This is a genomic window from Amycolatopsis roodepoortensis (assembly GCF_014873915.1).
Classification (GTDB): domain Bacteria; phylum Actinomycetota; class Actinomycetes; order Mycobacteriales; family Pseudonocardiaceae; genus Amycolatopsis; species Amycolatopsis roodepoortensis.
Genome location: NZ_JADBEJ010000005.1, coordinates 1,366,935 through 1,379,667, shown reverse-complemented (window position 1 = coordinate 1,379,667; position 12,733 = coordinate 1,366,935). Strand labels below are relative to the sequence as shown.

The window sequence follows — 12,733 nt, the reverse complement described above, 5'->3', positions numbered from 1 at the left end:
CTCACGCCGGGACCGAATGCTCCGGGGACGGTCTGGACAGCAGCAGTGGTGAGAGGCGGTGGACGATGAACAGCCCCAGAAGCGTGACGACCCCGGCGGCGGCCCACGCGAACGGCAGGACGAAACCGCGGCCCTCGAAGGTGCTCCCGGTCGTCGGCAGGAGGAACGGCAGGACGGCGGTGACGATCGTCGCGGCGATGCGGAACCGCGAGGTCCCCGCCGCCGCGGCGAGCGGGATGATCGCCCACAGCAGGTACCAGGGCTGGAGCGCGACGTGCAGCACCATCACCGCGCCGAGCGAGACACCGAGGCCGATGATCGGCCGGTAGCGCCATTTGAAGCTGTCCCAGAGGAACTTGACCGTCACCGCTCCCGCGACGAGATAGCCCAGCGTGCCGAGGATCGGCACCATCGCGTTGGTGTGGTTGCCGAGGCCGAGCGCGATGCCGAGGACGCCGCCGAGCGCGGCGAGTTCGGACGTCGGCGAGATCCACGAGCGGACCAGTCCCGGCGTCCCGAGCGCGCCGACCCAGCCGAAACCGAGGCCGGTGCCGTAACAGACCGCCACCAGCACCACGCCGAACAGCAGCGCCATCGGCACCGCGGCGGTGACCAGGTCCTTGATCCGGCCGTGCCAGCGTCTGGCCACCATGACCGTGAAGAACGGCAGCGCCAGGATCGCGTTGATCTTCACCGCGACGCCGAGGGTGATGAGCGCGACCCCGAGCCCGATGTAGAGCAGTTCGCCTTTGGCCAGCGGGGGGACGGCGTCGTCCTTGAACCGCACCGGCATCCGCTGGAGACCGACCTCCAGCCCGGCCACCATGAGCCCGATCGCCAGCGCGTCGTTGTGGGCGCCCGCGACGAAGTGGAAGATCAGCAGCGGGTTCGCCGCGCCGAGCCACAGCGCGGTGGCGGGCTGCACGCCGAACCGCCGGGCCAGCCGGGGCAGCGCCCAGATGATCAGGATGACGCCGATCAGCGCGAGCCCGCGCTGCAGCAGCACGCCGGTGACGATGTTGCCGCTGCTCAGCGGGGCGAGCCAGCCGCCGAGACGCAACAGCAGCGGGCCGTAGGGTGCCGGGGTCTCGCGCCACATGTTGGAGACACCCGAGGTCAGCGGGTCGGAGACGCCGAGCGCTTCGGCCGGGCCGAGGGAGTACGGGTCCATCCCGCGGGCGACGATCTCGCTCTGCGCGAGATAGCTGTAGACGTCGCGGGAGAACAGCGGCGGGATGAACAGCAGCGGCGCGCACCAGAGCGCGATGGTGCGGGCGAGCTGGCCCTGGGTGGCGAGGCGGCGGCGCGCGGGCTGGGCGAACCGGCCGAGCAGCAGCCAGCTGAGCACGATGATCGCCATACCCGCCAGGCCCATCGCGAGCGAGACCATCGGGATGCGGGTGAACAGCCGCAGGACCGGGATCTCCTGCACCGGGTTGATCACCGGGGCGGCGCCCGCGCCGAGCGAGCCGAGGGCGAGGAACAGCGAACCGACCGCGCCGAACCGGCGGACCACGTTCAGGCCGCGCAGTTCCTTGTCGTCCAGCGGTTCCGGGTCGTGCGGGCGCCCGGGGACGAGCGTCGCCACCGACCCTGCCGACCGCACAGCCCGGTCTTCCGGCGCTGCCCCGTCCGTGTCCCGCTGTGCCGGGTGATCGCCCACTGCCACGCACGAAGGGTAGCGATCCCGGGAACAGACCGGGCGGGTACGTGGTTACCCCTGGAAGATCAGCGGTCGACGTGACCCACGCCACTCCGTGAGGCACCCCTCTTTGCCGTCTCCCCGGAAATACGTCACACTTGTGTTGTGAAAAAGACGGGGACGCAGGACGAGGCCGGTGGCGACATGCCCCGCGCCGAGGTCCAGCCTGTCCCCGTCCAGATCGGCCCCGAGGGCCGGACCAGGCACGAAGTGGCCCGCTTGCTGCTGGAACAGGGCCCGATGACCGCCGTCGTGGTGGCCGAGCAGCTGGGGATCAGCGCCGCCGCCGTCCGCCGTCATCTCGACGCCCTGCTCGCCGACGGCGAGGCCGAAACCCGGGACGCGCCCCGCCGCGGCCCCCGCGGACGAGGCCGTCCCGCCAAGAACTTCCTCCTCACCGAAGCCGGCCGCGCCCGGTTCGGGCACGCCTACGACGACCTCGCGTCCTCGGCCATCCGGTTCCTCGCCGAGCACGCCGGTGAGGACGCCGTGAAGGCGTTCGCGGAGGCTCGTGTCGCTTCGCTGGTCGGCCCGCATCAGGACGCGATCACCAAGCACACGGACCCGGCTTCGCGCGCCGAGGCCCTCGCTGCGGCGCTGACCAGGGAGGGTTACGCTGCGTCGACCCGTCAGGTCGGTGTCGGCGAACAGCTCTGCCAGCACCATTGCCCAGTCGCCCACGTCGCCGCCGAGTTCCCTCAGTTGTGCGAAGCCGAGACAGAGGCTTTCGCGGAACTTCTGGGTACTCACGTGCAGCGGCTGGCGACCATCGCACGCGGTGACAACGCGTGCACCACACACGTACCCGTCGTCTCGGCGGGTCAACCGGCCACACCCGGGCCGGGAAGCACGGCGCCCTCTCCTGGGCGCACAGCACGGATCCCGAATGGAGGGAAACCCGCATGACTGCCGCTGCCGAGCAGCGCACTCCCACCACCGCGCCCATGAGCCAGGAAGAGACCATCGAGTCCCTTGGCAAGTACGCGTTCGGCTGGGCGGACTCCGACGAGGCGGGCTCAACGGCCCGTCGCGGACTGAACGAGGACGTCGTCACCGACATCTCCTCGAAGAAGTCCGAGCCGGAGTGGATGCGCGAAGCGCGACTGAAGGCGCTCAAGCTCTTCGACTTGAAGCCGATGCCCAACTGGGGTGCGGACCTCTCCGGGATCGACTTCGACAACATCAAGTACTTCGTGCGGTCCACGGAGAAGCAGGCCACTTCCTGGGAAGACCTGCCCGAGGACATCAAGAACACGTACGACAAGCTGGGCATCCCCGAGGCGGAGAAGCAGCGCCTCGTCGCCGGTGTCGCCGCGCAGTACGAGTCCGAGGTCGTCTACCACCAGATCCGCGAGGACCTGGAGGCCCAAGGCGTTCTGTTCCTGGACACCGACACCGCGCTCAAGGAGCACCCGGAGATCTTCAAGGAGTACTTCGGCTCCGTGATCCCGGCCGGAGACAACAAGTTCTCCGCGCTGAACACCGCGGTGTGGTCCGGCGGTTCGTTCATCTACGTGCCCAAGGGCGTCAAGGTGGACATCCCGCTGCAGGCCTACTTCCGCATCAACACCGAGAACATGGGTCAGTTCGAGCGGACCCTGATCATCGTCGACGAAGACGCCTACGTGCACTACGTCGAGGGTTGCACCGCGCCGATCTACCAGTCCGACTCGCTGCACTCGGCGGTCGTGGAGATCATCGTGAAGAAGGGCGCCCGCTGCCGCTACACGACCATCCAGAACTGGTCGAACAACGTCTACAACCTGGTCACCAAGCGCGCCAAGTGCGAAGAGGGCGCGACCATGGAGTGGATCGACGGCAACATCGGCTCCAAGGTCACGATGAAGTACCCGTCCGTGTTCCTCATGGGCGAGCACGCCAAGGGCGAGGTCCTCTCGGTCGCGTTCGCGGGCGAGGGCCAGCACCAGGACGCCGGCGCGAAGATGGAGCACCTGGCGCCGCACACCTCCTCGACCATCGTGTCGAAGTCGGTGGCGCGCGGCGGTGGCCGCACCTCGTACCGCGGCCTGGTCAAGGTCGCGAAGCGGGCGCACCACTCGCGCTCCAGCGTCGTCTGTGACGCGCTGCTGGTCGACACGATCTCGCGGTCGGACACGTACCCGTACGTCGACATCCGCAACGACGAGGTCTCCATGGGCCACGAGGCGACCGTCTCGAAGGTCAGCGAAGACCAGATGTTCTACCTCATGTCGCGCGGTCTCGACGAGGCCGAGGCCATGGCGATGATCGTGCGCGGGTTCGTCGAGCCCATCGCGCGTGAGCTGCCGATGGAGTACGCGCTCGAGCTGAACCGCCTGATCGAGCTTCAGATGGAAGGGTCCGTCGGCTAGTCATGTCGGTTACCGAGAACAACGTTTCCGAAGCGATGCGCGAGGGCGTGGTCATCCCGGCCACGTCCCGCGCGGAGCGCTTCACCTCCTACGACGTCCAGGCCTTCGAGGTCCCGGGCGGCCGTGAGGAGAACTGGCGTTTCACTCCGATGAAGCGGCTGCGTGGCCTGCACGACGGGTCCGCCGCCGCTTCGGGTTCGGCCACAGTGGACGCCGACGCCGCGCCCGAACTGAAGATCGAGACGGTCGGCCGGGACGACGAGCGCCTCGGCGCCGCCGGTGTCCCGAGCGACCGGATCGCCGCGCAGGCGTACTCCTCGTTCACCGAGGCCACCGTCATCACGGTGCCCAAGGAGACGAAGACCTCGAAGCCGTCCACGGTGAAGATCACCGGACCCGGCGAGGGCAAGGTCGCGTACGGGCACGTGCAGGTGCGCGCCGAGCAGTTCTCCGAGGCCGTCATCGTCCTCGACCACGTCGGCTCCGGCACCTACGCCGACAACGTCGAGTTCGTCATCGGCGATTCGGCGAACGTGACCGTGGTCAGCGTCCAGGACTGGGCCGACGACGCGGTGCACGTCTCCGAGCAGCACCTCAAGCTCGGGCGCGACGCCAGCCTCAAGCACATCGTCATCACCCTGGGCGGTGACCTGGTCCGCGTCTCGCCGACGGCGACCTTCGCCGACAAGGGCGGCGACGTCGAGATGCTCGGCCTGTACTTCGCGGACTCGGGCCAGCACCAGGAACACCGTCTCTTCGTCGACCACGCGGTGCCGAACTGCAAGTCGCGCGTGATGTACAAGGGCGCGCTGCAGGGCGACGACGCGCACACCGTGTGGGTCGGCGACGTGCTGATCCGCGCCGCCGCCGAGGCCACCGACACCTACGAGCTCAACCGCAACCTGGTGCTCACGCCGGGCGCGCGGGCGGACTCGATCCCGAACCTGGAGATCGAGACCGGCGAGATCGAGGGCGCCGGCCACGCGAGTGCGACGGGAAGGTTCGACGACGAGCAGTTGTTCTACCTCCAGTCGCGCGGAATCGGCGAAGACGCCGCGCGCCGCCTGGTCGTACGCGGGTTCTTCCACGAGATCCTGGTCAAGATCGGCGTTCCCGAGGTGCGCGAGCGTCTCGAGGCCGCGATCGAAGCCGAACTCGAAGCCGTGGGCGCCTGAGCCCTCGTCCGTCCACATCAGACTTTTAGGAAAGAAATGCCTACGCTGGAAATCAAGGATCTGCACGCCTCGGTCACGACCGAGGAGGGCCCCAAGGAGATCCTCAAGGGCGTCAACCTGACCATCAAGTCGGGCGAGACCCACGCGATCATGGGCCCCAACGGTTCGGGCAAGTCCACGCTGTCCTACGCCATCGCCGGTCACCCCAAGTACGAAGTCACCTCCGGGCAGGTCCTGCTCGACGGTGAGGACGTGCTGGAGATGAGCGTCGACGAGCGCGCCCGCGCGGGCCTGTTCCTCGCCATGCAGTACCCGGTCGAGGTGCCGGGCGTGTCCATGTCCAACTTCCTCCGCACCGCGGCCACCGCGGTCCGTGGCGAGGCCCCCAAGCTGCGCCACTGGGTCAAGGAGGTCAAGGAGGAGATGGGCAAGCTGGAGATCTCGTCCGAGTTCGCCGAGCGTTCGGTGAACGAGGGCTTCTCCGGTGGCGAGAAGAAGCGCCACGAGATCCTGCAGCTGGCGCTGCTCAAGCCGAAGATCGCCATCCTCGACGAGACCGACTCCGGCCTCGACGTCGACGCGCTGCGCGTCGTGTCCGAGGGCGTCAACGAGTTCAAGGCCAACAACGACGCCGGCGTCATGCTGATCACGCACTACACGCGGATCCTGCGGCACATCACGCCCGACTTCGTGCACGTCTTCGCCGGCGGCAAGATCGTCGAGTCCGGCGGCCGTGAACTCGCGGACGAGCTCGAGGAGAACGGGTACGTCAAGTACACCGGCTCCGCCGAGACCGCCGCCGTCTGATCACTGAACTTCACGACTACACCGAGAGGAGTTGGCCCGATGACCACCACCACGGCTAACTCTGTACCGCTGGACGTAGCGGCCATCAGGGCCGACTTCCCGATCCTGACCCGCACGGTGCGGGACGGGAAACCCTTGGTGTATCTGGATTCCGGTGCGACGTCCCAGAAGCCGGTGCAGGTGCTCGAAGCCGAGCGCCGGTTCCTGGAGACCTCGAACGCCGCGGTGCACCGCGGCGCGCACCAGCTCGCCGAGGAGGCGACCGACGCCTACGAATCCGCCCGCGTGCGGATCGCGGAGTTCGTCGGCGCCTCCCCGCACGAGCTGGTGTTCACCAAGAACGCCACCGAGGGCATCAACCTCGTCGCCTACGCGATGAGCAACGCCGCCACGGCCGGTCCCGAGGCCGAACGGTTCAAGCTCGGGCCCGGCGACGAGATCGTCATCACCGAGATGGAGCACCACGCGAACCTGGTTCCGTGGCAGCAGCTCAGCCAGCGCACCGGCGCGACGCTGAAGTGGTTCTCCGTCACCGCGGACGGCCGCCTCGACCTGTCCAATGTGGACGAGCTGATCACCGAGCGGACCAAGGTGCTCGCGTTCACGCACCAGTCCAATGTGCTCGGCACGATCAACCCGGTCGAGTTCCTGGTGAAGAAGGCCCGCAAGGTCGGCGCGCTGGTCGTGCTGGACGCCTGCCAGTCGGTGCCGCATTTCCCGGTCGATCTTCACGCGCTGGACGTCGACTTCGCCGCTTTCGCCGGGCACAAGATGGTCGGCCCGTACGGTATCGGTGTCCTTTATGGACGCCGCGAGCTGCTCGAAGCGATGCCGCCGTTCCTCACCGGTGGCTCGATGATCGAGCTGGTCCGCATGGAGCAGACCACCTTCGCCGCGCCGCCGCAGCGATTCGAGGCGGGCACCCCGATGACGTCGCAGGCCGTCGGCCTCGGCGCGGCCGCCGACTACCTGTCGGCGATCGGCATGGACCGGGTCGCCGCGCACGAACACGCCCTCACCGAGGCGGCGCTCGCCGGGCTCGGCGAGATCCCCGGCGTGCGGATCATCGGCCCCACCGACATGACCGACCGCGGCGGACTGGTGTCGTTCGTCATCGACGGCGTCCACCCGCACGACTCCGGTCAGGTGCTGGACAGCCTCGGTGTCGCCGTGCGCGTCGGGCACCACTGCGCGTGGCCGCTGCACCGGGCCTGCTCGGTGCCCGCGACCGTGCGCGCGTCGTTCTACGTCTACAACACCCTGTCCGAAGTGGACGCTTTGGTGAACGGTGTGCGTGAGGCGCAGAAGTTCTTCGGGGTGGCGTGATGAACCTCGAAAGCATGTACCAGGAGATCATCCTGGATCACTACAAGAACCCGCACGGCCGCGGCCTGCGCGAGCCGTTCGACGCCGAGTCGTTCCAGGTCAACCCGACCTGTGGCGACGAGGTGACGCTGCGGGTGAAGGTCGACGACGGGAAGGTCGCCGACGTCTCCTACGAGGGACAGGGCTGTTCGATCAGCCAGGCCTCCACGTCGGTCTTGACGGATCTCGTCGTCGGGCACACCGTGGAGGAGGCGTTCACCACCATGGACGCCTTCGTCGAGCTGATGCAGGGCAAAGGGCAGATCGAACCCGACGAGGACGTGCTGGAGGACGGCATCGCCTTCGCCGGCGTGGCCAAGTACCCGGCCCGTGTGAAATGCGCCCTGCTCGGGTGGATGGCGTTCAAGGACGCCGTCGCCCGCACGACCAACGGAGTTGAGACGGCATGACCGAACAGCAGACCGAAACCCGCGAGGGGCGCACGGCCGCCGACCTCGACGCCGAGACCGCCGCCGCCCCGGACGCCGCCGACGTGGCGAAGGTCGAGGACGTCGAAGAGGCGATGCGCGACGTCGTCGACCCGGAACTCGGCATCAACGTCGTCGACCTCGGGCTGGTCTACGACATCCGCGTCGAGGCGGACAACACCGCCACCATCGACATGACCTTGACCTCGGCGGCCTGCCCGCTGACCGACGTCATCGAGGACCAGACCGGGGCCGCGCTCGTCGGCGGGGGAACGGGACTGGTCAAGGACTTCCGGATCAACTGGGTCTGGATGCCGCCGTGGGGCCCGGAGAAGATCACCGACGACGGCCGCGAACAGCTGCGGGCGCTCGGCTTCACCGTCTGATTCCTGCTTTTGCGCGTGAAGGCCCCCTTCCCTCGGCTCAGCCGAGGGAAGGGGGCCTTCACGCGCTGGGGGACCGGTTCGTATAACGGTCTATACGGCGTCGCCGGTGCGAGTCGTCCGGTCAAGCACGCGAAACCTCGTGTCGTGAAGGGCCCCTTTGAGACGTTCAACGTCTCGAAGGGGCCCTTCACGACATGAGGGGCGGGCCCCACAGGCAATAAGCTGACGGAATGATCATCCGGTCCGTCGCGCTGTTCGCGCTCGCCGCGCTGCTGGAGATCGGCGGCGCCTGGCTGATCTGGCAGGGCGTCCGGGAGCACCGCGGCTACCTCTGGATCGGCGCGGGCGTCGTCGCGCTGGGCCTCTACGGCTTCGTCGCGACCTTGCAGCCCGACGCGAATTTCGGCCGTATCCTTGCCGCGTACGGCGGAGTGTTCGTCGCGGGTTCGCTGGCGTGGGGGATGGTCGCCGACGGCTACCGGCCGGACCGCTACGACGTGATCGGCGCCTTGATCTGTCTCGCCGGGGTCGGAGTCATCATGTACGCGCCCCGAGGCTGAGCGAACGGCGCTAGTCTGCGCTGTGACTGAAACGGATTTCCCCGCGCCGCCCGCTGACAGACCCGGGCCGAAGCGAAGATTCTCGCCGCTCCTGTTCGTGATGATCCTGCTGGCCGTCGTCGGCGTGGGCACCGGGGGATACGGGTTCGTGACCCTGATGAACTATCGCATGGTGAGTGTTCCCAGCGGCGGGATGTTGCCCACGGTCCAGCCTGGGACGGTCGTCCTCTACCGCTGGACCCCGATCGCCGAGATCCCTCGCGGCGCGGTCGTGCTCGTGGAGCTTTCCGCGTTCCCGGACGCGAGCCCCGGCGACGGTCAGATCGTCAAGCGGGTGATCGGCGTCGGGGGTGATCAGGTCGTCTGCTGCACGAACGACAACCTGATCACCGTCAACGGGAAGCCGGTCAAGGAGCCGTACGCCGACGACGACAACGGGTACGGCCGCAAGGAGTACCTGCCGTTCAGCGTCCAGGTGCCGCCGGAAGCGGTCTTCGTCGTGGGGGATCAGCGGAACAACTCACGCGACTCACGGCTCTACGTCGGCATGCCGGGCGACGGCGCCGTGCCGCTGTCGAAGGTAAACGGGGTCGTCGTCGGCCTGGGGAACACCCTCAACGCCGAGCCCTTCCCGCAGACCACCGCCTTCGTCGAGGCCGGACTTCCCGGGGATCCCGTGTCCGACACCGGGTTCCGTACCTCGCGGAACCTCATGTTCGCCGGCGCCGGACTCGTGGCCCTCGGTGTCATCGGGGCGATCGTGACCGTTGTCCGCTCCGCCGGAAAACGACGAAGAGCAGCCGCAATCCCACCAGCGCACTGACCACCAGCAGGTTGTAGCCGAACATCTGGTGCAGCGTGACCCCGTCCAGCACCTCGGGGCCGGTCGCGCTGCCCAGCAGGAGCACGGCCATCAGCCCGGTGGCCACGCCGACGAACGCCAGCAGGATCTCGTGCACCAGCCCGGTGACCACGTCGCGGTCGCGTTCGTCGGAGAACAGCCGGACGTTGACCGAAAGCCTGCCCTGTTCGAGCGCGTTGCCGATCCGGTCGACGCGGCGCGGCAGCCGTCGCAGCACGGGCAGGAGCGCCATCAATTCGTTGGTGGCCGTGGATCGCAGCGACTCCGGCCGCAACCCGGCACCCACCTGCTCGGCGGCGTAGGCGCGGGATTCGACGACGATGTTGAATCCCGGCGCCAGCGCGGCCAGCGTTCCCTCCAAAGTGGCCAGTGCGCGGAACACGGCGGCGATCGGCGGGGGCACGCTGAGCCGGAAGTCGGCGATCACCCGGAACAGGTCGGTGAACATGTCGAGATCCGGCGCCTGCCCGTGGTTGAAATGCTTGGCCACCAAGGAACCCAGTGCCCGCTCCAGGCGACGCTCGTCGATCTCGTCCGGCTGGTCGACGATCTCCAGCAGTCCGTCGCGCAGCGCGGCCGGGTCGCCGCGGTCGAGGGCGAGGATGAGGTTCTGGAGCCCGCCGCGCAGGCCGGAGTCGAGCCGTCCGACGGAGCCGAAGTCGAGCAGGCCGAGCCTGCCGTCGGTGAGCAGCAGGACGTTGCCGGGATGCGGGTCGGCGTGGAAGACGCCGCTGCCCATGACCTGGCCGAGCACGCACCGCAGCATGGACCGCGCGAGGCCCGCCCGTTCCGCGGCCGGGACCTGCTCCCGCGCGGCGGCGAGCGGTTTGCCGTCGAGGCGCCGCATCACCAGGACACGTTCGGTGGACAGTTCTTTGTGGACGGTCGGCAGGGCGACCTCGGTGCCGGAGTAGGCCGCGGCGACCGCTTCGATGTTCCTTGCCTCGGTGCGGAAATCGAGCTCCTCGACGAGTGCGTCGGCGAATCCTTCGGCGAGGTCGACGACGCCGAGCGACCGCGCCCATTCCGCGCGCTGGTTCAGCGCGGCCGCCACGCGGCGCACGATGTCGAGGTCCCGGTCGACCAGTGCCTGCACGCCGGGGCGCTGCACCTTGACGACCACTTCCTGCCCGTCACGCAGCTTCGCCCGATAGACCTGCGCGATCGACGCGGCCGCGATCGGTTCCGGGTCGAATTCGGCGAAGATCTCGCCCGGGTCGCCGCCCAGTTCCTCGCGCAGCACGGTCGCGACCTCGTCGGCGTCGGCGAAGGCGACCTGGTCCTGGAGTTTGCTGAGCTCGTCGACGAACACCGGCGGGAGCAGATCGGACCGCGTCGAGAGCAGCTGGCCGAGTTTCACGAACGTCACGCCGCCCTCCTCCAGGGCGCGGCGCAGTGATCGCGCCAGTTTGGCGTGCCGGACCTGGGCGAGGCCGGGTTCGCGACGGCCGGTGAGGTACCGGCCGAGACCGTGCTTGATCGCGATCCGGGTGATCTGCGAGTAGCGCCGCGTCCGGGCCACGCGGCGCCGCACCGAGCGGATCCTGCCGATCAGGCCGAGCCCCGAACCGGACGGCAGCGCGAGTTCCGCGACGAACAGGAAGATCAGCGTCGCCAGGAAAGCGCCGCCCGCCACCGGGATGACCAGTCCGGCGAACGCGCCGCCCGCGTACATCGCCTGTGGGAACGCGCTGAGGATGCCGCCCGCGACGAGCCAGCCGAAACCGGCGGCGCAGAACGCGCGGATCACGCCGATCCGCACACCGAGCACGCGGCGGGCCGCGACCACGAGCGGCCACAGCATCAGCGCGTAGACGGGCAGGGTGAGCAGGCCGAGCAGCAGGTTCATGCCGAAGAGCACATCACGCGCGGTCCGCGCTGGATTCCCGCTCCGGCGGGACGGTGCTCACCCTTGCGAGGGAGCGGACCCCGAAGTCGTAGGTAGTGGTCGCCTCCCGGGGCGCGAACAGGACGCCGAGAACGGCGAACGCCGCCGCCGCGAGGAAACCGGCGCGAAGGTCGAGGAGATCGCCGAGGAGACCGATGAGCGGCGCCCCGGCGGCCTGGCCGAGTGCCAGCGCCAGGAAGGCCACGCCGACTCCGAACGCGGGCGCCGTCGGGTAGGCCCTGGTGCCCCAGAGGATCAGGACGCCGGTCAGTCCGATGTAGACGGCTCCGAAGACCGCGGCCGCGATGACGAGCGCGGGGAGCGAACTGGTGGCGAGGGCGAAGAGCGCCGTGGCGGCGGCGAACAGGAGCATCCCCGCGGACCAGGCACGCCGCAGTCCCGCCCGCGAGGTCAGTTCCGCGGTGAACGCGCCCGCCAGGCCGACCGCGCCGAGGACGATCCACACCACCGTCGACGCGGTCTCGTCGAGCCCGCCGTCACGCACGGCGATGTCCCGGCCGAACGTCCAGATCGCGGCGCTGGCCAGGCCGAGCGTCGCGGCGGCGGGCAGCAGCCGCCCGGTGGCGGGCGGGAACAGGGGCACCGGCAGCCCGCGGGCGCGGTCCTCCTTCACCGGCGGCACGACCCGGGCGATCCACAAGGTCGCCAGCGCCGAGGCCGCGGCGAAGGCCCACCAGGCCATCCGCCAGTCACCGATGGCGAGCAGGGAGACCGGGCCGGAGATCAGCACGCCGAGTCCGGTCCCGGCGTTGACCACGGACTGGGCGCGGTCACGGCGGGTGGCCCGGACGACGCGGGAGACCGCGTCGGCGAGGGAAGGGGAGGCCAGGCCGGTGCTGGCACCGGCGAGGACGACACCGAGGGCGAGCACGCCTGCGTTCGGTGCGGACGCGATCAAGGCGGTTCCCGCGGTGGCCGTCGTCCCGGCGGCGAGCGCGCCCGCCCGCGCGCCCCAGCGGGTCGTGATGGCGGTCGAGGCGACGACGGCGAGGCAGTACGCGACGTAACTTCCCGCCGCGATGGCGCCGAGAGCGCTGCCGTCGAGGTCGAACTCCGTTCGGAGGGTCGGCGCGAAGAGGCCGTACGCGTACCTCGCGAGTCCGTAGGAGACCGCGATCAGCGACAGACCGGCCGCGGTGAGGGTCAGTTCGTGTTTGTACGAAGAAACCATCAGCTCTCCTTCAGGTG

12 protein-coding genes are annotated in these 12,733 nt (G+C 69.1%); 9 read left to right on the top strand and 3 right to left on the bottom strand.

The window, feature by feature from the left end; translation table 11 throughout:
- Position 1: 1 nt before the first annotated feature.
- On the bottom strand, positions 2-1,588 hold the full coding sequence (mptB, locus tag H4W30_RS25780; RefSeq protein ID WP_192746822.1) for a polyprenol phosphomannose-dependent alpha 1,6 mannosyltransferase MptB: 1,587 nt from the start codon (positions 1,586-1,588) through the stop codon (positions 2-4).
- 219 nt (positions 1,589-1,807) lie between these two features.
- On the opposite strand from mptB, the gene H4W30_RS25775 reads away from it, so the two are divergent.
- From H4W30_RS25775 to lepB, 9 genes are all read left to right on the top strand, one after another.
- On the top strand, positions 1,808-2,608 hold the full coding sequence (locus tag H4W30_RS25775) for a helix-turn-helix transcriptional regulator (protein ID WP_378233911.1): 801 nt from the start codon (positions 1,808-1,810) through the stop codon (positions 2,606-2,608).
- On the top strand, positions 2,605-4,053 hold the full coding sequence (gene sufB, locus H4W30_RS25770) for a Fe-S cluster assembly protein SufB (protein ID WP_038515497.1): 1,449 nt from the start codon (positions 2,605-2,607) through the stop codon (positions 4,051-4,053). The genes H4W30_RS25775 and sufB overlap by 4 nt, the downstream gene beginning before the upstream one ends.
- A gap of 2 nt (positions 4,054-4,055) precedes the next feature.
- The gene (gene sufD, locus H4W30_RS25765) at positions 4,056-5,228 is read left to right on the top strand and encodes a Fe-S cluster assembly protein SufD (protein ID WP_192745212.1); all 1,173 of its coding nucleotides are present in this window, start codon (positions 4,056-4,058) and stop codon (positions 5,226-5,228) included.
- Positions 5,229-5,264: 36 nt separating this feature from the next.
- Positions 5,265-6,035 carry a Fe-S cluster assembly ATPase SufC gene (gene sufC / locus H4W30_RS25760; RefSeq protein ID WP_007029703.1) on the top strand — a complete coding sequence of 257 codons (771 nt, stop codon included), beginning with the start codon at positions 5,265-5,267 and terminating at the stop codon, positions 6,033-6,035.
- Between the two features lie 39 nt (positions 6,036-6,074).
- The gene (locus H4W30_RS25755; protein WP_192745211.1) at positions 6,075-7,361 is read left to right on the top strand and encodes a cysteine desulfurase; all 1,287 of its coding nucleotides are present in this window, start codon (positions 6,075-6,077) and stop codon (positions 7,359-7,361) included.
- The gene (gene sufU / locus H4W30_RS25750; RefSeq protein ID WP_007029705.1) at positions 7,361-7,810 is read left to right on the top strand and encodes a Fe-S cluster assembly sulfur transfer protein SufU; all 450 of its coding nucleotides are present in this window, start codon (positions 7,361-7,363) and stop codon (positions 7,808-7,810) included. Before H4W30_RS25755 ends, sufU begins: the two co-directional genes overlap by 1 nt.
- Positions 7,807-8,214, top strand: a complete 408-nt coding sequence (locus H4W30_RS25745; RefSeq protein WP_034311811.1) for a metal-sulfur cluster assembly factor — start codon at positions 7,807-7,809, stop codon at positions 8,212-8,214. The genes sufU and H4W30_RS25745 overlap by 4 nt, the downstream gene beginning before the upstream one ends.
- Before the next feature lie 230 nt (positions 8,215-8,444).
- The gene (locus tag H4W30_RS25740) at positions 8,445-8,774 is read left to right on the top strand and encodes a YnfA family protein (RefSeq protein ID WP_192745210.1); all 330 of its coding nucleotides are present in this window, start codon (positions 8,445-8,447) and stop codon (positions 8,772-8,774) included.
- A gap of 22 nt (positions 8,775-8,796) precedes the next feature.
- Complete coding sequence (gene lepB, locus H4W30_RS25735; RefSeq protein WP_192745209.1) at positions 8,797-9,597, top strand: signal peptidase I; 801 nt, start codon at positions 8,797-8,799, stop codon at positions 9,595-9,597.
- Here the strand turns inward: lepB and H4W30_RS25730 are convergent.
- Together H4W30_RS25730 and H4W30_RS25725 are read right to left on the bottom strand one after the other, a co-directional pair.
- A complete protein-coding gene (locus tag H4W30_RS25730) occupies positions 9,521-11,485 on the bottom strand; it encodes an ABC1 kinase family protein (protein ID WP_192745208.1) in 1,965 nt (654 codons plus the stop codon). The two genes, lepB and H4W30_RS25730, sit on opposite strands and share 77 nt — an antisense overlap.
- 13 nt (positions 11,486-11,498) lie before the next feature.
- On the bottom strand, positions 11,499-12,716 hold the full coding sequence (locus H4W30_RS25725; protein ID WP_192745207.1) for an MFS transporter: 1,218 nt from the start codon (positions 12,714-12,716) through the stop codon (positions 11,499-11,501).
- Positions 12,717-12,733: the final 17 nt, after the last annotated feature.

What these genes read in the sequence shown, in the direction of transcription:
- sufB (WP_038515497.1), top strand. Translation starts at nt 2,605, where the DNA reads ATGACTGCCGCTGCCGAGCAGCGCACTCCCACCACCGCGCCCATGAGC.
- sufD (WP_192745212.1), top strand. Translation starts at nt 4,056, where the DNA reads ATGTCGGTTACCGAGAACAACGTTTCCGAAGCGATGCGCGAGGGCGTG.
- sufC (WP_007029703.1), top strand. Translation starts at nt 5,265, where the DNA reads ATGCCTACGCTGGAAATCAAGGATCTGCACGCCTCGGTCACGACCGAG.
- H4W30_RS25755 (WP_192745211.1), top strand. Translation starts at nt 6,075, where the DNA reads ATGACCACCACCACGGCTAACTCTGTACCGCTGGACGTAGCGGCCATC.
- sufU (WP_007029705.1), top strand. Translation starts at nt 7,361, where the DNA reads ATGAACCTCGAAAGCATGTACCAGGAGATCATCCTGGATCACTACAAG.
- H4W30_RS25745 (WP_034311811.1), top strand. Translation starts at nt 7,807, where the DNA reads ATGACCGAACAGCAGACCGAAACCCGCGAGGGGCGCACGGCCGCCGAC.
- H4W30_RS25740 (WP_192745210.1), top strand. Translation starts at nt 8,445, where the DNA reads ATGATCATCCGGTCCGTCGCGCTGTTCGCGCTCGCCGCGCTGCTGGAG.
- H4W30_RS25730 (WP_192745208.1), bottom strand. Translation starts at nt 11,485, where the DNA reads ATGAACCTGCTGCTCGGCCTGCTCACCCTGCCCGTCTACGCGCTGATG.
- H4W30_RS25725 (WP_192745207.1), bottom strand. Translation starts at nt 12,716, where the DNA reads ATGGTTTCTTCGTACAAACACGAACTGACCCTCACCGCGGCCGGTCTG.